This window comes from Bacteroides mucinivorans (assembly GCF_034654355.2).
Taxonomy (GTDB): domain Bacteria; phylum Bacteroidota; class Bacteroidia; order Bacteroidales; family Bacteroidaceae; genus Bacteroides; species Bacteroides nordii.
Window position 1 is genome coordinate 5,719,456 of sequence record NZ_CP178179.1, and the last position, 22,126, is coordinate 5,741,581.

At 38.1% G+C, this 22,126-nt stretch carries 9 protein-coding genes; 3 read left to right on the forward strand and 6 right to left on the reverse strand.

The features are described 5' to 3' along the window. Nucleotides 1–2: 2 nt before the first annotated feature. The 3 genes from VCM39_RS21490 to VCM39_RS21500 are packed head-to-tail and all read right to left on the reverse strand — an operon-like array spanning nucleotide 3 to nucleotide 7,657. Entirely contained in the window at nucleotides 3–3,407 is a 3,405-nt protein-coding gene (locus VCM39_RS21490) for a DUF6443 domain-containing protein (RefSeq protein ID WP_322933608.1), read from the reverse strand. A gap of 13 nt (nucleotides 3,408–3,420) precedes the next feature. Further along, nucleotides 3,421–6,489 carry a hypothetical protein gene (locus VCM39_RS21495; protein ID WP_322933607.1) on the reverse strand — a complete coding sequence of 1,023 codons (3,069 nt, stop codon included), beginning with the start codon at nucleotides 6,487–6,489 and terminating at the stop codon, nucleotides 3,421–3,423. A 7-nt stretch (nucleotides 6,490–6,496) separates the two neighbouring features. Next, complete coding sequence (locus tag VCM39_RS21500; protein WP_322933606.1) at nucleotides 6,497–7,657, reverse strand: hypothetical protein; 1,161 nt, start codon at nucleotides 7,655–7,657, stop codon at nucleotides 6,497–6,499. 946 nt (nucleotides 7,658–8,603) lie between these two features. Here VCM39_RS21500 and VCM39_RS21505 point away from each other — a divergent pair. The 3 genes from VCM39_RS21505 to galB all read left to right on the forward strand — a co-directional run bounded on the left by VCM39_RS21505 (nucleotide 8,604) and on the right by galB (nucleotide 16,723). Continuing rightward, the gene (locus VCM39_RS21505; RefSeq protein WP_322933605.1) at nucleotides 8,604–11,429 is read left to right on the forward strand and encodes a sugar-binding domain-containing protein; all 2,826 of its coding nucleotides are present in this window, start codon (nucleotides 8,604–8,606) and stop codon (nucleotides 11,427–11,429) included. 34 nt (nucleotides 11,430–11,463) lie between these two features. After that, nucleotides 11,464–13,803: a family 20 glycosylhydrolase gene (locus VCM39_RS21510; protein WP_221648489.1), complete on the forward strand. Its 2,340-nt coding sequence runs from the start codon at nucleotides 11,464–11,466 to the stop codon at nucleotides 13,801–13,803. A 286-nt stretch (nucleotides 13,804–14,089) separates the two neighbouring features. After that, nucleotides 14,090–16,723, forward strand: coding sequence for a beta-galactosidase GalB (gene galB, locus VCM39_RS21515; RefSeq protein WP_322933604.1), 2,634 nt, complete (start codon nucleotides 14,090–14,092; stop codon nucleotides 16,721–16,723). A 336-nt stretch (nucleotides 16,724–17,059) separates the two neighbouring features. Here the strand turns inward: galB and VCM39_RS21520 are convergent, their stop codons facing one another. The 3 genes from VCM39_RS21520 to VCM39_RS21530 all read right to left on the reverse strand — a co-directional run bounded on the left by VCM39_RS21520 (nucleotide 17,060) and on the right by VCM39_RS21530 (nucleotide 21,932). Next, nucleotides 17,060–17,977, reverse strand: coding sequence for an alkaline phosphatase (locus VCM39_RS21520; protein WP_221648487.1), 918 nt, complete (start codon nucleotides 17,975–17,977; stop codon nucleotides 17,060–17,062). 155 nt (nucleotides 17,978–18,132) lie between these two features. Next, entirely contained in the window at nucleotides 18,133–20,967 is a 2,835-nt protein-coding gene (gene galA, locus VCM39_RS21525; RefSeq protein ID WP_322933603.1) for a beta-galactosidase GalA, read from the reverse strand. A 17-nt stretch (nucleotides 20,968–20,984) separates the two neighbouring features. After that, on the reverse strand, nucleotides 20,985–21,932 hold the full coding sequence (locus tag VCM39_RS21530) for an alkaline phosphatase family protein (protein ID WP_221648485.1): 948 nt from the start codon (nucleotides 21,930–21,932) through the stop codon (nucleotides 20,985–20,987). Between the last annotated feature and the right edge of the window lie 194 nt (nucleotides 21,933–22,126).

A 22,126-nucleotide genomic window follows, 5' to 3' on the forward strand; every position in this document is an offset into this window, starting at 1 on the left:
AATTATCTCTTCCTATATTTTGTATTCCAATTCAGTAAACTTTTTACAGTATATACAACCCCTGTTTCAGAATCATGTACATAAGGATATGGCTCCTTCGCATATCTCTTCAAATAGTTTGGTCCATTATTTATTTTACTTCGCATATATATCATTGTAGACCTTTGCCCTGATGTTATGTTTCTTCCACTACCTTGTTTCATTAAATTATTTAAACCTGTAGCAGTATCATGAGTTAGTCCTGCAGCATGTCCAAATTCATGTAGGGCAGTCTGAATATTATTTGAAAAAAACGTATTAGAGAACCAATTATCATTTGTATAGTCGCTTGATGCTAAGTTTATAACTTTTCCCCCTATCATGTTAACTGCTCCTCTTGCACTCTGTCCATCAGCATCACGGAGAACAAATAAATGATCTGAATCCATAACATCATCCATTGAGCTAACTGCATCCAACTGGACATCTGTTTGCAAAGTATAAGTTTGTCCTTCAAATTTAAATACTCCACTAAATACATCTGAAATACCAGAAGCAATATCCGAAGCAGCTCGATTTACGTTAATACCATCACTTGAACTATCAATAATCTTGCCTGTCACATGCATTGTAACTATATCTTTATCAATAGTATACCAGATACTATCTCCATTTAAATCAATCGCATTTATCGGATTATTCGCACAATACGCATAGGGAGAAATTGAATAATACTTTTCACAAAGCGGATCAACACTCACAAAACTTAACCTATAATTGGGATCATAAAACCGTTTCCCATAATCATACCAACCCAAACTATGCATCGTTTCTTCTTTTTTTCCAGTATATGTATACGGATCTTTGAAGGGAACAACCCACGATATCCAATTATTCATTGCCTTTCCAAAAGGATAATAACTAAGCGCCTTCCGACATCCTTCAGAAGGTCTATTATCTAAATATTCCTCAGCGATATTTATTCTGGCACTTCCCTGGTGATCTTTTATGGTGTAATAATAATCATAGAAAGCAACCAAACGTCCCCTTATCGTTCTATATGTAACCTGCACATACCCATCCGGAAGGAGAATCTTATCTAACTTCCCATTGACATAAATACTATTATCACAATAGACAGTGCTATCTGAATAAATAATATCATTATCTACATTTGTATTTAATACACCAATCGGAGATAAAATATTATTAGTACCCGTTGCGTAAAGAGTCTTTAACTTCGTACCATCAGTAGCATATGTATAAGAGATCACTTTTCCGACATCTTGTTTACCATAATAAATTTGTTGAGGCAAATTTAAATAATTATAATCTATATTTTGCAAATTACGGTTATTATCTCTAACCAAATTCCCATTTAAATCATAAAAGCATTCTTCCGCATCATGTACTTCATCTTCGAAATTATTTATATACTGTGCATTCTCTGTCGCTTCTATCGACATCAATTGATTTCCATTATATTGGTATGTCAAGTCATCCAAAGAACGTACGTTATACTCACGAGTATATCCCAAACGTTGTAGATGAGTTATATTACCATGTTTGTCATATTCATATTGCACATCATACAGAGGTTTTCCATCATACTTTTGATAATCAACTATCTGACTTGCTATTTCATCATTCGCGGTATGTTTTGCGCTCACAAGTCGGTCTAACTTGTCATAGGTATATGTATAAGTATGACGAAAATCAATATTGTCACAATACCAATCAGTACGCTCAATATTACCTCCATTAGTCAAAACGTAAGTTTGATTATATAAATCATCAAACTGAATGTTTGTCAACTGATTACGCATATTATAATCATACGTCGTTTTACATTTTTCCGTATACGATTTTTCTATTACTCTGCCATATTCATCATAAGAATTACGACATAATAAACGTTCTTGCTCTGACCTCAACTTGTGTTTACACTCAATTAAACGTTTGGCCGCATCATAACTATATGTATACAATTCTTCATAACCAAATACTGTATTAGTAGGATCATTATGGCTATGTATTTTACGCAACACATTGCCTACATAATCATATTGATAATAATAACAATCATATCCGCCCATGTAATTATTCGTACGACTTTGAACAAGACGCTTCTTATTATCATAATACAATGCGCTTACAAACAACTTGTCATCATCATCAATAACTTTCTTTAAGTGTCCTGTTTGCAGACCGTTGGAAGACAAATGCACCGCTTCCCCGTTGACATACTTCACGCCATAGCCTTCTTTTGGTTTATAAGACAGGGAATCGATACGGTCTCCAAACAGGTTCAGAAAGCTGTAATCATCATAATAATAGACTTCATGTATATTTTCCGGCTTTATATTCAAACCCGTGCTGTTTGAATATCCATAACAACGGGTATTACCGGTATAGCTCTCGCAGGTACCGTGGTAGCGGGTGGACACCCAAACAGAACCCGAGGAGGGGATCACTCCCCTCATGACAATTCGGTCATATTTATCATATCGGTAAAACTCCATCAACCTTTTTTTCCGTAATTCCCCGTTATCTGTAAAGATCAAATTCCCACGGACATCATAAGCCATATTAATCCCTGCGCATCCCGGAAACTTTTTATAATTACACCTATTCCTTGAATCATACTTATAAACATAAGCATATTTCCCCAATACATTGTCGTTTTCCACCTCGAAAAGGCCATCTGCTGTTGAGGCCAATGCATCTGCCGCCAGAGGGGGAAGTACAAAACGAAGGTTGCCGCGTTCGTCATATACATAATAAGTATCCACATACTCACTTCCGTCAACCCGTCTCTCCAGGATCAGATTTCCGGACTTGTCTTTAAAGACATATATTTCACGTTCGTCCTCGTCATTGGTATATTCAACATATAATTCATTATTTTTGTATTTCCCCTTTTTCTTCAGTCTGTCATTCTCGACTTCAAAACAGACGGCAGACAACAAATCGGAATTGTCATTAACCAGATATTTATTCTCAATACCTTTACGCCGGTGCCATTCCGCACCGACTCCCCAAGTATTCAATACACGGCCCAGGGAAGAAGGCTCATAAATGATCTTTGTATAAGGTTCGTCCGCACCTCTATCCGTCCATGTGTTGCTTTGTATAAAATCACCGTTATTATTGGAAAACGGCAGAGGCATCCATTCCCTGCAAACACGCCCCATTGCATCGTAATCCTTGCAACTGACCAAATCACCTTGGGTACATGTTACATTTTTCTGAACAGTCTGCGTCTCTCTTCCAAGTCCGTCATAATAGCTTACAATATCTAATTTCCGGGTACCTGTCTCATCCAAGAAAGTGGTAGACACTATATGGTTCTGCGAGTCATTTTGTGAAAGTACCTCCCGGGTAAATACACTGAATATGCAAAATATAATAAGTTCATACTTTTTCATAAGTCCATAGTCATTAATCGGTTATTCTTCTATGATGGTATTCATAAGCATTCACTTTGTTCCGGTTTTCATCAGACGTCGAGATTAAACGTCCTAACGTATCATACTCATAATATATAGTATGACCGGCTGCATCCGTCTCTGTTAAAACCCCGACACAAGGTTTATATGTGTAACTCGTTATTCGGGAATTCTTCAGTTCCTTACGCAACAATGCGATCTTCGATAGATCCGGTGAGGATTGGACCGCATAATTTTCAAATGTTTCCCCGAGGACTGTTTCCACTTCTTCCAATGTTGCATTTTCTATTATTGCAACCAGATATTTATAATTATACCCCCATAAATATACAGTCTGAAGGCCATTGGCCAATATCGAACAAAGAGTATTTCCTCTTGAATCGCACTTCGTATTACATACGTCCGCTTGAAAATTATCAGAAACAGGATCATAACTTTTTACCGATGAATATAGATAGGGGACTTCATTGTCAAAACGATACTCCGACCGGGTTTTCTCAACCAGTGAAGAGTTTCGGTTTTTTGTCTCCTCTATCACGGGAGCAATAATATGTTTATCAAACATTTTTATACAGATATCGTTTTTATCAGACGAATTTACATCGATATAATCATGCGGATATGTATACCGGGTTATCAAATGATTTCCATCGCTACTTTCCACATCCTTCTCTATCATTTGATTGTACTTATTGTATTTATATTGTATACATTGATCAACAGATTTCATAGTTGGCGTAAGCGCATAATCTGACCTTTGTTCCTTCACCAATAAATTGGATACCGAATATTTGTTACAAACAAAAAAAGAACCGAACAAGTTTGTGACAATGTTGTTTTTCACAGCGGGAACTTCTGTCGTTTTTAAGGCTATTACAGTATCGGCATTCATGCATTTATAATAATAGTCCACACTTTGGGCCAGTCTGTCGTCATTGGCATGGATCTCTTTACGTATCAGCTTCCCCCTTTTATGTGCCTGGCTATCACGTGTCCCCGTATCTCCGGCTACATTTGTAAAGCCGAACATCGGCCTGAGATCCGGATAATCATCAAAATTCGAATAAAAATAAGTGGTATACCCCTGTTGTATTCCTTGCCCATCCGAAATGATCTCTGTTACTTCCGAATACCCTACCGGACTGCCGTCTGTCAATTGGGCTGTAGTAACAGGGATCGACCATAAAGTCTTACCCCCTTCTTTGGCAAACGCATACTCAAAGATGGGTTTGCAGCCCAATACCCCGCTTGACTGTTCTGTAGCCACATCAGCCCCGTTCCTATATCCTATGGTATATACATAGTCGGCTCTTTTTACAATTTTATCTTCATTTTCCTTATAGACGACACTTTTTATGCGCAATCCCCCGCACTTTTCATTCATTGAATCGCTTAAACCTTTGTAGGAAATATAAAACCGGTATGACTCCATAACATCAGACGGAAGCTGAAGTCCGACCTTTTCAAAGAAAAACCTTTTGTTATATTTACCTTTAGTTAATATTGTGGAATAGGAATAATCCTGTGTCAACCCTTCATCCACGAAGTATACATCCGCTTCAACAGTTCCTATAACTTCAAAGATCTCACCGTTTTCTAACTGTGTGGTTTTTAGTTCGTCAGCATCTCCGTATGCCTTGTCTACCATAAAAAAACTGTTTATAGATGATGTGATATAATGGTATTTGGAATAGTCATTCAGTTCATATTCAAATTCGACTATTCCCCCTGATGGATATTCAATAGCTTTCAGTATACCGGTTTTAGTAGAACTCGAAGAGGGCTGTTTGTTTAATGTAAAATACCGGTACCCTCTATCATCGACCAGACTTTCCGGAAAATGGCTATTACAATCCTCCTTATAATATCCCCAAACATCCCTTTTAGGTCCAAAAACAAACTCATTTACATTAAAACTAATTTGATTATTGTAACTGAACCGATAGGGAGGTATTACAATCGATGAATCGGAACCGGACTCTTGCAACGTCATCAAGTAATCATCAAGATAATTAAAATTGAAACGTTTTACTGTCCGATTCTGTAATTTATCGTGTATTGTTATTTCATCCAGTTTTTTCCAGTTTTCATTTTCCAAGTTATTTAAGAAGTTCGAAATGTTAAAATTAATCTTGATATTATCACTTTCAATACTTTTCAAATAACAATGACGCATAATATTCTTGGAAGAAAATGTCGACAGATCAAAAGCCCCCACATAACCTATCTGAGAGGAATACACATGGGACACTGAAAAGGAATTATCAATATACTGTTCTGTATATTCAAACACCACCTCTCTTCCATTGGGGAATGTGATTTTATTCAAATGCCATGCATTTGCGTACGGTAGTGTTTCTCCATCGACAAAAAACGCTTGAGAACTTTCTATAATATCCTCACGACCGCCATAATGGTATACAGTACCGTCATCCGTTATAATCCTTATTCTATAAAATGTGTCAGTATAATAGAGAGTTCCCATTCTATCATTAAAATCTATTTCAACTTTTATATTGGGTTGTCCTACAACGTGTATCTCTCTATTTTTCCCTATAAAAAAATGCCCACTGATCCCATTCGCTTCGAAATAAAAATCATCTGGTGCCTCGTCCGGGTGCTCACCCATATCAATAAAATAGTCACAATACTTTTCAATAACTTCATCTGTATAGGCTTTAACCCAATCCAGATCATTTAATTTATCCGCATGATATAAATACCCGTAATTTATATCTTCGTCAGGTTTCCCATTTATAATCCTGGTAATAACCCCTCCCACTCTTAGGTTCCAATACCGTCCGACCCAGCCTGCCCTCAGATCGGGTCTCGCACCGGACATGGAGTAACTCATATTTGCACATAAATGGAATCCGTTTTCTGTATAATCGAATAAATCAATCGTTGGTTTAATCGCTCCCGTATGCAGGCTGACCGGAATATTGGTAACACATCCTAAATTAGCGGCATCAGGACTGGGATTGGCCATTGACACAGTCTGCGCATGTAACTGTAACACACTGAAAACAGTTATTAATAAATAAAGTATGGACGGTTTCATAGCACTATCATTTTACAAATATCTTTTTACTATATATTTTTTCATTCACAGCGAGTCTCACGACGAACTCCGTTTGTGTATACCGTGAGATATCAATGCACAGATTATATTTTCCTGAATACTGTTCTCTAAAATTATCATGAAACAACAAACGTCCCTGGATATCAAAAAGCATCACATCAACAGTAGCGCCTTCAACGCTGTTATATTCCAATAATACATTCTGCTTTCCCGCATCTAAAGAAGGATTGAAATTAAAGATTTCGTCACTCTGAGTATTTGTTTGAGGGTCTTTTTCCGTTTTTTTGCCCGATCGTGTTCTTATGTCATTAAGATTATCCGATTCTTCTACCGGACGATAAAAGGCCGTACTAAAATATTTATATGGGTTCCCTGATTGGTACGACGTGTTTTTTATCATCTCGAAAACAGGTTTGCAGTATCCCTCCATATACCATTCAAAAACATCCGTCTTTATCAGATTATGACCACTGCATAAATGATCAATGATGGAATCGGTCGGAGGAATTAAAAGAGAATCGGATTCTAAAAATATTTCGGAGCCGAATTGATATTGCATGATCTTTTCCGAATGCACCCGGATAACATTCGGTATTGTATCACCGGAAGGGAGAACAAGTGTCCCCAAGGCATCCGCACGGATCTCTTTTTTTCCATAAACTTTTAAACCGACACGGCTGCTATAATTTCCTACCCCATAAAAGTAACTCGAAATACTATCGCCATATCCTAACGGGTATATTAAAGAAACTTCCGGAAGAGGATAAGAGACATGGGCAGTAGAATTTTTATATCCGCATAAAAATAAGGTATCGTCTTCCAACTGATAATCATAAAAAGTACGATGTTCGTATTTAGAAACGGAGTTTAAACCCGTATTAAAAGACTTAATGGTATAATTTTCATTTATCGTCTTCCAGGTACTAAAATCCCATAGTACATTCAGGCCTTTCAAACCGTCACTCCCGTCGATATAACCTACCTGCTTTTTTACCTGTATTTCATTTCCCAAAATACAACCATTATCCTGTTTCAATAAAGTTTGGGAAGATAAAAAACTGACAGGAAACAATAAGAAGAAAAAAATAAATATTACACTTATCCAATAAGAAAGCGTACAATTAACATTCTCAAAAAGTCTATTCATAATACTATATATAAGGTTAATAAACATTTAGTTATTGCAAAGTAATGTCATCTATTACATCGCATAAGCCAACACGCAACTTCTCATATAGAACTTTTATTTCAATAATTCTATTTTTTCAGTCAACTATTTTCATAGTCGATTACGCTATATCCGTTACATTTACTCCGGAACTGTTATAAAAACAGATTTTTTTACCAACGTTTTACACCGGAGTTAATATACGCTTCGGGAACAATTAGACTTGCGTTTTATTTTGCAAAAGTATAAACAAGAATTTCGCTTAATACACATTTTCTATTCAGCAATACTCCAATATTGTACAATTCTATCTTTTACACACATTAAGAGCTAAAGCATCTCCTAATTATCCATGTTATCAACGACTGAGCAACCAACAGTTCATTGACATTACTATTTCAGGTAAAAATAGAAGATAGGAAACTGCCAATCTTGAGTATTGACTTTCATAAGGATAAGCGTTCAGCCTTTTACAGTTAAAAATATATGCTTAAAAACTTTTTCAATTGGAGCGTGGTCATATAAACCAAAAGAGTGTTTATTATTTCGTTATAAAGGAAATTAGAATATTACAAACAGTTGTTACAAAGAAAGAATAACCTTGATAATGAATATAGTAAAAAAATCGTTTTGTACAAAAGTACGCTTGTTTTGAATAATAATGAACCATAGATAGTTTATATATTTCTATTTTTGCGATCATAACGAGTTTTAATTAACATATAAAACATCTCACAATCGCTAAATGATATCATAGCTTCTTGTCAACGAATATAAAAACAAGAAGATTCATCTACTTTCAAACGGTGGATATTTGATGAAAATAAAGAGAATAATGTGGTGCAATCTTCAATTTATGAAACCAGCACTAATAATGATTACTAAGAATATAAAAAGTCGACACAACGATGAATTTAAAATTATTATGAAAAAACACTATTCTATTTTGAGCCTATTATTACTCTTCAGTTTACCAGGATATTCGCAAATTATAGATTTGTCGGGAACATGGCGCTTTGCCGTCGATCGAGAGGAAAAAGGTGAGACTGATCAATGGTATTTAAAAACACTGAATGATCAAGTGGAATTACCCGGTTCAATGCAAACTAACAAAAAAGGAGATCCTGTCGGTTTGAAAACTCCATGGGTAGGTAGTATTAATGACGATTCCTTTTTTAAAAAAGAACGCTATGCCCGTTATCGTACATCTGATAATTTCAAAGTTCCTTTCTGGTTACAACCCGACACATATTACACCGGGGTAGCATGGTACCAACGAGATATCACAATCCCTAAAACATGGAAAAGAAGAAGTATTCATCTTTTTTTCGAACGTTGTCATTGGGAAAGCCGTGTATGGATTGATGGAAAAGAAGCAGGTGTGCGGAATGTATTGAGTACTCCGCATGAATATGACTTGACAGAATTACTACCCCCCGGCAAACATACCATCTCTGTCCGTATAGATAATGCCGTGAGAAACATAGACCCGGGTGAAAACTCCCATTCCATTTCCGATCACACACAAGGAAATTGGAACGGAATTGTAGGTAATATGTATCTGAAAGCCAAAGGACTCTCTTATTATAAACAATTGGAGATATATCCGAATCCGGAGGAAGGCAAACTGATTATAAAAGCAAATGTCTTTAATAGTACTGGCAAATGTAAAAAAGCTGATTTCGAGTTTTATCTAGAAGGAAAAAAGACGGTGGAAAAACGGCCTATACAACCAGGAGAAAATAATCTGGAATTGTCACTACCGTTACCGAATAATATAAAAAGTTGGGATGAGTTCTCCCCGAATTTGTATGAACTAAGTAGTGTATTGCGCATAGGAAAAGAAGAACAGGACAGTAGAACCATCACTTTTGGTTGCCGTACATGGAGCATAAAAAATGGTGATTTACAGTTGAACGGGCATCCAGTTTTTATGCGGGGAACCTTACATTGTGCCTCCTTTCCACTAACCGGTTATCCCGCTACCGATAAAGAGGAATGGATGCGTGAATTACGTATATGTAAACAATATGGCATCAATCACATCCGTTTTCATTCATGGTGTCCCCCTGAAGCTGCTTTTCAGGCTGCTGATGAATTAGGACTCTACCTCATGATCGAATGTTCCTCATGGGCCAACCAATCATCGGTAATAGGTGATGGTGACCCTATCGATGAGTTCATCAAAGAGGAGGCGGAATGTATTGTGAGGAATTATGGTAACCATCCATCTTTTTGTATGATGGCTTATGGAAATGAACCTGCCGGAAAAAAAATGAATGATTATCTGACCGAATTTGTCACCTATTGGAAAACTCGTGACAATCGTCGTCTTTATACATCAGCTGCAGGATGGCCCAATTTACCGGTCAATGACTTTCTAAGTGATGCGAATCCGCGCATACAACGCTGGGGCGAAGGTATACGTAGTATTATCAATGCCCAAGAGCCCTCTACTACTTACGATTGGCAAGATTACACCAATAAGTTCACTCAGCCCATCATCAGCCATGAAATAGGACAATGGTGCGCATATCCCAATTTTAAAGAGATGAGAAAGTATACGGGTATCTACAAACCCAAAAATTACGAAATATTTAAAGAAAACCTTGCTGAAAACAGCTTATCAGAATTGGCTGACAGTTTTCTACTAGCTTCCGGTAAGTTACAAACATTGTGTTATAAAGCCGATATTGAGGCTGCGCTACGTACACCGAAATTCGGTGGTTTCCAACTATTGGGTCTAAACGACTTTCCTGGACAAGGAACAGCACTCGTAGGGGTACTTGATGTGTTTTGGGAAGAAAAGGGATATATTGATTCTGAAGGGTATAGCCGTTTCTGTAATAGCCTTGTTCCCTTGGCACGTATTCCCAAGCTTATTTTTGAGAATGACGAAACATTCACGGCACAAGTGGAAGTTGCCAATTATTACCAGAAATTGAAACGCCCAAACATATCCTGGAGCATTAAAGACAGTGACGGTCGTAATATGGCTCAAGGACGATTCTACGTTGAAAAATTAGAAATCGGTAATTGCCTGCCATTAAGTAACATTTCATTCAACTTAAACTCCATTAAAGAAGCCAGCCGGCTGAATCTGGAAGTAACCATCAATGAATATACCAACGATTGGGATTTCTGGGTATATCCGGCACAAAAGCAAATATGGGATAAAACACTCCTGCTCATTGATTCATTGGATCTTAAAACCATTGAATACCTTAAAGCCGGAGGTAAGGCACTGTTGTCGTTGAAACAAGGTTCATTGAACAAAAATTTCGGTGGTGATGTATCAGTCGGGTTCTCCAGTATATTCTGGAACACAGCTTGGACTAAAGGACAAGCTCCTCATACGTTAGGTATTTTATGTAACCCCCACCATCCGGCCCTGGCCGATTTTCCAACCGATTATTATAGTAATTATCAATGGTGGGATGCAATGAGCCATTCAGGAGCCATTCATATAGAAAAACTGTCAAAAGAAATATCTCCTATTATACGTGTTATCGACGACTGGACAACTAATCGTTCATTAGCATTACTATTTGAAGTGAAAGTAGGAGCCGGCAAATTGTTAATTTCGGGTATTGACTTTCACAAAGATATGAATAAACGCCCGGTAGCCCGTCAACTTTTATACAGCTTAAAAAAATATATGCTAAGTAGTTCTTTCAATCCGAACACAACCATACAAGCCGAAACCATCAATTTGTTGACAGGTGATCCATCCAAACCAATTGAGAAATAATAATTTTCAAATACAAACTAATAATGATTTATGTATGAAAAAAGTTAATCGTATGCTCTTTGCAAGCATTTTGGCACTGATTTGCACTTCGTGTAACAATGGAAAAGAAGTGGCCAACTATCAAGTAATTCCTTTACCACAAGAAGTTAATTTGGTATCGAACGAAAAGCCGTTCATTTTGAATACAGGGACTCTTATTACCTATCCCCAAAATAATCTTCTGTTGAAAAAGAACGCCGAATTCCTTTCCGAATACCTTCAGGAGGCCCTAGGATATACTCTTGAAGTAAAAACTGTTACTTCTGGTACAAAAGTGAATAATGCTATAGCACTTGGGCTTAATCCTAATATTGAAAACAAAGAAGGATATATACTGAATATTACCTCAGATGGTGTTAAAATTGACGGAAAAACAGAGCAAGGAGTATTCTATGGCATCCAGACTTTAAGAAAGTCTATTCCTGCTAAAACCAGAGTAACAACGGTTCTGTTACCGTCAGGTTGTATTAAAGACGAACCGCGATTCTCCTACCGAGGTATGCATCTGGATGTTTGTCGTCATTTCTTTCCTATAGAGTTTGTCAAGAAGTATATTGACTTACTGGCTTTACATAATATGAATACTTTTCACTGGCATCTGACTGATGATCAGGGCTGGCGCATTGAAATCAAAAAATATCCCAAACTAACAGAAATAGGTTCCATACGTAAGCGTACTGTGATAGGTAAAAACACAAATCAATATGATGATACACCTTATGGAGGTTTCTATACGCAGGAACAGGCGCGGGAAATCGTAAGATATGCACAGGAACGGTATATTACAGTGATTCCAGAAGTAGACTTACCCGGTCATATGCTTGCCGCATTGGCATCTTATCCGGAATTTGGTTGTACGGGGGGACCTTATGACGTGTGTCAGCGATGGGGTATCTTTCCAGATGTACTATGTATAGGAAATGAACAGGCCATGCTATTTCTTGAAGATGTAATGACAGAAATTATAGATATATTCCCTTCTTCATATATTCATATCGGCGGAGATGAGGCGCGGCGTGTACATTGGAAAAACTGTTCTAAATGCCAAGCACGTATTAAGACAGAAAGATTGAGAGCTGACGAAGAACATAGTGCTGAAGACCGCTTACAAAGTTATTGTATGGCCCGTATCGAGAAATTCATCAATGAACGAGGACGGCGAATTATCGGCTGGGATGAAATATTAGATGGAGATGTAGCTCCCAATGCCACGGTTATGTCATGGCGTGGAACATCAGGTGGCATCAAGGCAGCACAGATGGGGCACGATGTCATCATGACACCCAATACGCACTGTTATCTGGATTATTACCAGACTGTTGATATAAATGAAGAGCCACTTGCTATTGGAGGATATGTTCCTGTGAAAAAAGTATATAGCCTCGAACCGACAGCTTCACTTACGGAAGAACAAGCGAAACATGTCTTGGGGGTACAAGCCAATTTGTGGACAGAGTATATTGCTACTACAGATCACGTAGAGTATATGGTGCTTCCTCGTATGGCAGCATTGTCCGAAGTACAGTGGTTGTATCCCACCAAAAAAGACTACAAAGATTTTACAAAACGTTTGATACCACTTATACAGCTCTATAAAAGAGACAGTTTAAATTATGCCAAACATATATTTAACGTACAAGGAGATTTTACGTTGAATGCAGAAAAAAAGACAATCACGGCTACTCTAAATACAATTGATGAAGTACCGATTTATTATACCTTAGACGGTACGGAACCGACGATAAACTCTCAGAAATACATAGAGCCAATCATCGTCAACCATACTACGGAAATTCGTGCCGTTACTTTCAGGTCAGAAGGTAAAAGCCGGATTATGAGTCAAAAACTAGCACTTGGAAAATCAACAGGCTGTCCTATTGAATTAGAGATGATAAAACCAACGAAGAGATTCTTTTATGGAGGTGCACCAACTTTGGTGGATGGAATGAAAGGAGGTGAAAGTTGTACGTCGGGTGAATGGATCGGTTTTATTGATGGAGATGTAACAGCAATAATAGATCTTGGCAAAATGGAGGATGTAAGTCGTGTTATAACAAGCGCTTATATAGATGTGGATTCTTGGATTATGGGAAGTCTTGGATTGGTTGTTTCCGTTTCTGATGACAAGGTGGCATTTCGCGAAGTGGCAAATAAGAACTATCCATCCGAAACAAATTTAAAGAAAAAAGGTATTGAGGAATACGAAGTAGAATTTGAACCGGTAAAAGCACGATATGTAAAAATAGTTATCAAACGTACTCCCGTTCTTCCTAAAGGGCATGTTGCAGCCGGAAGGAAACCGTATATGCTTATTGATGAAATTGAAGTGAACTGATTTAACAAAAACAAACGTAACTATATACTTTATTGTACCATGCGTTGTATAGCTTGTTCGAAAGTATATAGTTGCGATTTAAAGAGGCATAAAAAGTATGTTATATGGTAACTGTTTAGATATTTATTCCATTATATTTCCTCTAATTAAAAACGTTCTTCTAAGTTTAGATGAAAAAATAAAAAAGCAGTTTATATATGACAGATAGATTAAAATTATTATAAATAATTAGAGAGTTAAAAAGACTAAAGAACAAGCATTAATAAAACAATTTATATCATTAAAGATGAGAAAGGCATTTATATTTATTGGGTTGAGTATATATTTTCTCTCGTGGAGCAATGAAGTTGCTTCGCAAGAACGTATAAGCTTGAATAGAGACTGGCGATATCAGGAGAATGATCCGGACGGAACTGACAGCACCTTGCACTATTCACGTCTGAAACCCTATCTATTACCTTGTGCCAATGATTTTATCAAATCGGGACAGAAACATGTCCGTCCGGCAGGAAATCCGGGAAATGAAGTGGCTTATGTGGAACCGGATTTTGATGATAGTAGTTGGAGGCAACTGAATCTTCCGCATGACTGGGCTATTGAAGGGCCTTTCAATATAAACTATGTAGGAGCTACCGGAAAATTACCTTATTGGGGAATACGTTGGTACCGTAAATCCTTTGAATTAAACTCCAAAGATGCCGGAAAACAAATTTATCTGGATATAGATGGAGCAATGTCTTTCTCTTCTGTCTGGTGTAATGGGCAGTTTGTTGGTGGGTGGCCGTATGGTTACGCTTCTTACCGCCTTGATCTGACTCCTTACGTGAAAGCCGGAAAGAAGAATACGCTGGCTATCCGTCTGGATAATCCGGATGATGCTTCCCGCTGGTATCCGGGATCGGGAATTTACCGGAATGTATGGTTGGTGAAAACGTCTCCTGTACATGTAGCACAATGGGGAACCTTTATACGTAACAAAAAAATATCCCTCGATAAAGCGGTTATGGATATGACTCTTCAATTGGAAAATAATACAAGTAAGAGTGTACTGGCAAGCGTAAAGACCGATATTTATGAACAGGACGGAGCAGGAAATCCCAAAGGTACCAAGGTGGCTTCCTGTCCTACTTTAAAAGTGAAGATGGAGCAACAATCGACCACCGAGTTACAATCCGGTTTTGCTGTATCCAATCCTAAATTGTGGGAAATTGAATCTCCCGCTTGTTATGTGGCAGTGACCCGTATTGAAGTAGACGGTCGGGAGGTAGAGCGTTACCAGACTTCTTTCGGTATACGTGAAATTGAGTTTACTCACGATCAGGGATTTATGTTGAATGGTCGTAAAGTGCCTATAAAAGGAGTTTGTATGCATCATGATCTCGGAGCATTGGGGGCAGCTTTCAATGAAGTGGCAGCCGAACGTCAGTTACGTATTATGAAAGAGATGGGAGCCAATGCAATTCGCACTTCACACAATCCGCCTGCACCTGAGTTGGTGGCACTTTGTGACCGCATGGGACTGATGATGCAATTGGAACTTGTGGATAGTTGGCATAAAGGGAAAACAAAAAACGATTACAGTATCCTGTTTGATGACTGGAATGAAGCGGATATGCGCTCTTTGGTTCGTCATTACCGGAATCATCCGTCGGTGATCATGTGGAGTATCGGTAATGAGGTGCACGATCAGGTAACCGATCTGGGTATTGAGATAGCCCGCAATCTTACTGCCTACAGCCATGATGAAGATTCCACGCGCCCTACTTCATTGGGATGTAATAAAAGAGATGCAATTTATCGTGATATTGTCAACCAAGTTGATGTTTTCGGATTGAATTATTTTCATAAGACATATCCTTTGTTTAAAGAGCAGAATCCTACACGCCGCTATCACGCCAGCGAGACTTCTTCGGCTACCAGTTCCCGAGGAGAGTATTTCTTTCCGGTGACGAAAGATATCGATGACAGTCGTTCCGATTTTCAACTTTCTTCTTATGATATGACTACCATCAGATGGGGATGTCTACCGGAAGAACAGTTCAAAATGAATGAGGCATATCCGTTTATGAGTGGAGAATTTGTGTGGACAGGATTTGATTATTTGGGGGAACCTACCCCTTATAGCGAAGATCGGACCAATCTATTGAATTTCTCTGATCCTGCAGAATTGGAAGCGGCCAGAAAAGAGTTGGAAGAGTTGGGTAAAATAAAAACTCCGTCCCGTAGCTCTTATTTTGGAATTGTGGATTTATGCGGATTCCCTAAAGACCGTTACTATAATTATCAGAGTTATTGGCGTAAAGAACTCCCGTTAGTTCACATCCTTCCGCATTGGAACTGGCCGGAGCGGATAGGAGAGGTTACACCGGTTCATATTTATACTTCGGGTGACGAAGTGGAACTTTTTTTAAACGGAAAGTCACAAGGGAGGCGCAAGAAGGAACATTCTTATGACCGTCTTACCTGGGATGACATTCGGTATGAACCGGGAGAACTGAAAGCGATAGCTTATAAAGAGGGAAAACAGTGGGCGGAACAACAGGTAAAGACAACAGGTCAACCTGCTGGATTATCTGTAAGTCCGGAGAAAAAGATTCTTTTGAACAATGGAACAGATCTGTCTTTTGTGCGTGTTGATATTGTAGATAAAGAAGGGTTGACCGTTCCCCGTACAAAGAACCTGTTAAAGTTCTCGGTTAGTGGTCCGGTTGAGATTGTAGCTACTGATAATGGCGATGCTACCAGTCTAGTCTCTTTCCAGTCTCATGAACGTAAAGCATACAATGGGCTGTGCCTGGTTATTCTTCGTTCTGTATCCGGTAAGACCGGCGAGGCTGTTCTGACTGTGGAATCTGAAGGCCTTCCGGCAAAAAAGATTAATCTACAAGTAGTAGATAAACCAAATAAAAGCATCCAATAAAAATTCCGCTTTCGTATAAGAGGTTGTCCGCTATAGACAACCCCTTTCTTTTTTCTATTTCTCCCCTTCACGAACAGTCCTTCAGACAGAAAATGAAATAAACAATACTTAAAAAAACAAGAATAAGATAAAATATCCATACTTACAAATTAATGTTTTTTATCATAATTAAAAGTTTTTCAAATTACACTAACATTTCTTTTGGCTTACATTTCATTTCATAAAAATATACCGATAGGATTGAAATAAACAGATTTAATACAAAGAGGCTATTTCATTTCCATTTTGAAATAACCTCCTGAAGATATTCAAATTTATTAAAATAAAAACATTTACTTATTTGAAAACTTGTTTCATCGGTCGCCCTATCCATACTTGCGGTTGTTTTAATTTAAAAATATAGGCAATAGTAGAAGCCACATCAAACTGCATCATACTTTCTGTAAAATTATATCCTTTCTTGATACCTTTACCGGAAATAATGAAAGGAGTTTGCATTTCCTGCATTGTTTTGCCTCCATGCCCTTTATTAATACCACCATGATCCGCTGTTATTATAAAAATCGTATCATCCCACATTCCCGCTTCTTTTACAGCATTTACTATTTCTGCAATATACCCGTCTAACTCTTCCAACTTCTGATAATAGGTTTCAGTATCATGTCCGCTTTGATGACCGACATGATCGGGTTCATCAAAGAAAATGCCAACAAATGCCGGCCTCTTTTCTTTAATATAAATGCAAGACTGAGCTGCTACCGCTTTGTCAGCTTTCCCAGAAGGATCATCTTCAGCCTTTACATTCATCTCTTTACTCATAGCTTTCATCTCTGCCAGATATTCCAGTCCATTCCACTGACAAAAAAAACCAACCTCCGCTGCCGGATTCGCATCTCTGAATAATCCCCAAATACTTGGAAAAATACCATAGTGACTGAGTTCCCGCGAGGGAAGCTCCGGAGTCTTTGACCCCCATTCAGTGTACCCATGTAACTCCGGTCCTGCACCCATAAACATAGAAGCCCAGTTTACAGCGCTCGAAGAAGGTAATACCGACCGTTTCTCCAATGTATATGACCCGTCATTCATTAATTGTTTTACAGTAGGCATATTTGCTTTTTCCACACTATAAGCTCCCCATCCATCTAATCCGATAAATACAACATGTTTAGCTTTCCATTTAGCTCCAAATGAAGGAGTACATAAAAACAATAAAGTGAAGCAAATAATTAATTTAAGAATTCTGTTATTCATGATTATTAAAATTTAAATTAAGTATTGTTATATTCACAAAGATAGTCTATCTTCATTGCAGTCTTCTACCTATAATCAAGCTATTTATTACAATATAATACTGATTATGGCCCATTGCGATTCTTGAAAATTAAAATCTATTCAAATTCTTCGTTTTACTTTTCTTGTATCCTAACGCTTCCCTTTAGTCCGACCTGGGTATTAACTGAACCACTAAATAAGATTCGAAGATCACATTTATTTTTTGTTGGCAAAAACTCTACTTTCAAATCTTGGTCATTCACTGTAGCTTTAGTACCTATTAATTGACCATTCAGCCAAACTTCTGCTTTCCCTACTACATTTTTTAAGTAAATGATCCCCCCATTTTCCTGTAATTTCTGATATGGAGTAAATTCGGTACGAAATATGATATAATTAGCATTTTCCAACACTATACTTTTACCTGTAGTTATAGCCACTGGCTGCCAACTGTTCATATCATTGTCTGCTATCTGACAAGTCACATCAGGTTTTTCAAAAGAACCCGGAGAAACCATCCATTTATCCAATAACATCGGAGAATTCTCTACAGCTACAAATGGAACCAAATCAACTTTATTCACAAGAATTGTAAGATCGGCCGATCTCATTCCAGCACTAGTTGCAGTAAGAGTTACTTTCCCTGAACCTTCTGTAGTCTGTATAATAATTTGTGCCAATCCATTAAACAGGCTGCGCTTGTTTCCTTTTTCCAATTCATGACAATTTGGATCACCATTACCCAAACCGATAATTTTTGCAGGTCCTGATATAGTAAATTCAATCATATTATCAGCTATCGGCACATGACGTCCTTTGGAATCCAAAGCCTCAACAGTAACAGGCATGGCATCTTTACCATCACCAGCCAACATATGACGGTATGGAATCAATCGTAAACGAACCGGTTCGCCTGTCGTTTCCACTTTCATTCGTGAAACAACCTTCCCGTTTTGATAACCGATCGCTTCCAATTTACCCGGTTTATAAGGGACAAACCAAGTATTCATTTCATACGGATCTACTTTTTGCTCAGATATTTCCTTACCATTCAATAATAACTTTACTTTATCGGCATTACTCAAAGCCATTACTTTAATCGGTTTCCCAATAGAGTCGGAAGGCCAGTTCCAGTGTGGAACCAATTGTAAAACAGGCTCATCTTTTATCCATTGCGCCTGATGCAGATAATAAGCCATCTTGGGAAATCCGCATAAATCCATGATGCCGAAAAACGAACTTGTCGAGGGCCAACGGAACGGAGTGGGTTCTCCATGGTAATCAAACCCTGTCCAATAAAAACAACCTGCCATCCAAGGTCGCTCGGCCACAGCTTTCCATGCATTACGATGAGTGGCTCCCCAATTTGCACATTGCGTATCATACGAATCCATCAGATTCTTCGATCTGTCTGTTACATATTCGCCCCTTGTCATAAACGCCGAACCATCTTCCGAACTAATCAAAGGTAATTCCGGGTTCTCTTCATGAAAACGGTCATAACTTTTAATCTGATAATTAAATCCGGCAACATCTACCGCCTGAGAAACATTATACTTAGAAAAGAATCCGCCATTCATAGCAGCTGTCACAGGGCGTGTCGAATCCATTTTCTTAACCACATCATACATACGACGAACCATTTCATAACCGTTTTCCGTTCCTTGCATCGGTTCTTCGTTAAATACCGACCAAAGAATAACGCTCGGACAATTACGATCACGACGTACCAACCATTCCAACTGACGAACATATTCAGGTGATGTGTTAAACAATCTGTTTTCGTCCAAAACCATAATTCCTATACTATCACAAGCAGCCATAAACTCTTTTGACATTGGATTATGGGCAGCCCGGTAGGCATTAACTCCCATTTCTTTCAACTTGCGAAGGCGGAATTCCCAAAGAGCATCGGGAACAGCAACGCCAACCCCAGCATGATCTTGGTGATTACAAACACCTTTTATTTTAATATTTTCTCCATTTAACCAAAAACCTGTATTCTTATCAAAACGAATTGTACGAAAACCACATTTAGTCTCAACTTCATCAATTACCATTCCATTCCGTTTAACAGTTGTTTTTACCCTGTAAAGAACAGGACTATCCGGTGACCAAAGTTGTGGGTCGGATACGGTCAATGACAAATTGACAATCTTGTCTCTTAGTGCAGTGACGGAGACCGTACTTGACTGCCTCCCCACTTGTTCACCATCAGGAGATATTAATGTTACTTCCACTTCTCCTTCAGCAGAAAGTTTCCCTGCGTTATATAAGGAAACCTCTACCGGAATTTCCCATTGTTTCCCCATTTTCTTCACAGGATTTGCAAACACACCGTCTGTAATAATATGTAATGGTGAACGTTTGACCAACCATGTATGACGGTAAATACCGGCTCCTTCATACCACCAGCCCTCCTGCGCCTCTGCATCCACTCTCACTGCAATTGTATTGACATTGTCTCCATAAGTGGCATATGGAGTGATATCAATATACATAGAAGTGTAACCACACCAGTTACGATGCAGGACAGTTCCATTTACCCAAATTGTTGCATGAGTCGAAATTCCATCAAATTGTATTTCGAGATGCTTGCCTTTGTCTTCAGGAGCAAGTCTGAATTTACGCCGATACCAACCAAAACCACGGTCACGATACCCTTGAGACAAATTGGCATTCGGATTTACGCTTCCCTCAATCGCCCAATCATGTGGCAAATCAACCATACACCAGGAAGAATCATCGTAATCCGGTGATGCCGCTCCACTTACATATCCGGCTTTGGCATTTCGGTATGTCATATTATGCCCTTTAATTACCGGATAAGGAATATCTCCTTGATAGAAACTCCAACCTTTATCAAGTGATAGAACTTCCCGAGTATTTACTTTCTCCTGCGTATACGCCTGTAAATGCCCCAAAAAAGTTATACACAAAAACAGTAGAAAGCTTTTGAATGTTGTCATCGTATTTTGTTATAAAATTATTCAAATATTGATTCTATTACCTCGCCTGTCCAGGATAAAGGTTGTTTAACTTTAAATAGATGCAGGATAATTGCCGCTGTATTTACGGTATTATTGGCGTCTGTAATTTTGAATCCTTTCTTTATTCCGGGACCAGTAATTCCCCATGGAACAATCATCTCGTCTGTACTGACTCCGCCATGTCCTTTATTGATACCACCATGGTCTGTGAGGAACATGAAATAGGTATCCTTATACATTCCCTCCTCTTTCATTTTATTAATGAACTTACCGATTTCGACATCCGCTTCTTCAATGGATTGTATATATTCCGGAGACATCCATCTGTATTTATGTCCGGCATGATCAGTATGTACAGAATAGAGAAAAACCAAAGTCGGATTTGTCCGGTTCGCTATCAGGAAAGATAATGCTTTATTATAGTTAGGCACATAGGCATCCTGTTCGAGATAGCTTACTTCGTCTAAGTACTGTTTGTTATATGGATAAAACAGATTGATCCAATTATAATAGAATGCCGTTTTCATCGAAGGAATAGCATCCTTCAAGACCTTAAATAATGAAGGATAATATCCTTCATTATCAGTTTCGATAGCTGGCAACGTAAAATTGGTTATCTCCCAGTTGTTGTCCACAACGCCATGTTGTTCAGGTCCACTTCCTGTCAAATGACTGGTCCAATTGGGCAGAGTAACCGAAGGCATAACCACACGTGTATCAAGCGAGAGTGCACCTTCTCCCATTAATGCGTCTAAATTAGGAGTTCTTGCTTTCAAATAGCCATTTACACAAATACCGTCAAGGGAGATTAAAACAACGCGCTTAGCACGGGGTGTATTAACCTGCGTAGATAGTGCTACTAAGGATTTGGGGAGAGAAGCAATACCTAATGTCAATGCTCCGGTCAATCCTTTTTTTAAAAAAGTTCTTCTTGAGTTTTCCATTTTTATGATTTTAATTATAAGACCTGTTAGCACTTTAGATTCTATTTAGAGTTTATTCTAATAAATTTCTCAATTAGCCAATTACAAAAAGTAAATAACCTGTTTCCAGAAAACAGAATCGAAAAGAAATATATACCACTAATAACCGATCTTAGCTAAAAAGCGAAGGGGGGCTCTTGCCCCCCTCTTTTTAA

What these genes read in the sequence shown, in the direction of transcription:
- galA (WP_322933603.1), bottom strand. Translation starts at nt 20,967, where the DNA reads ATGACAACATTCAAAAGCTTTCTACTGTTTTTGTGTATAACTTTTTTG.
- VCM39_RS21500 (WP_322933606.1), bottom strand. Translation starts at nt 7,657, where the DNA reads ATGAATAGACTTTTTGAGAATGTTAATTGTACGCTTTCTTATTGGATA.
- VCM39_RS21520 (WP_221648487.1), bottom strand. Translation starts at nt 17,977, where the DNA reads ATGAATAACAGAATTCTTAAATTAATTATTTGCTTCACTTTATTGTTT.
- VCM39_RS21530 (WP_221648485.1), bottom strand. Translation starts at nt 21,932, where the DNA reads ATGGAAAACTCAAGAAGAACTTTTTTAAAAAAAGGATTGACCGGAGCA.
- VCM39_RS21510 (WP_221648489.1), top strand. Translation starts at nt 11,464, where the DNA reads ATGAAAAAAGTTAATCGTATGCTCTTTGCAAGCATTTTGGCACTGATT.
- VCM39_RS21495 (WP_322933607.1), bottom strand. Translation starts at nt 6,489, where the DNA reads ATGAAACCGTCCATACTTTATTTATTAATAACTGTTTTCAGTGTGTTA.
- galB (WP_322933604.1), top strand. Translation starts at nt 14,090, where the DNA reads ATGAGAAAGGCATTTATATTTATTGGGTTGAGTATATATTTTCTCTCG.
- VCM39_RS21505 (WP_322933605.1), top strand. Translation starts at nt 8,604, where the DNA reads ATGAAAAAACACTATTCTATTTTGAGCCTATTATTACTCTTCAGTTTA.
- VCM39_RS21490 (WP_322933608.1), bottom strand. Translation starts at nt 3,407, where the DNA reads ATGAAAAAGTATGAACTTATTATATTTTGCATATTCAGTGTATTTACC.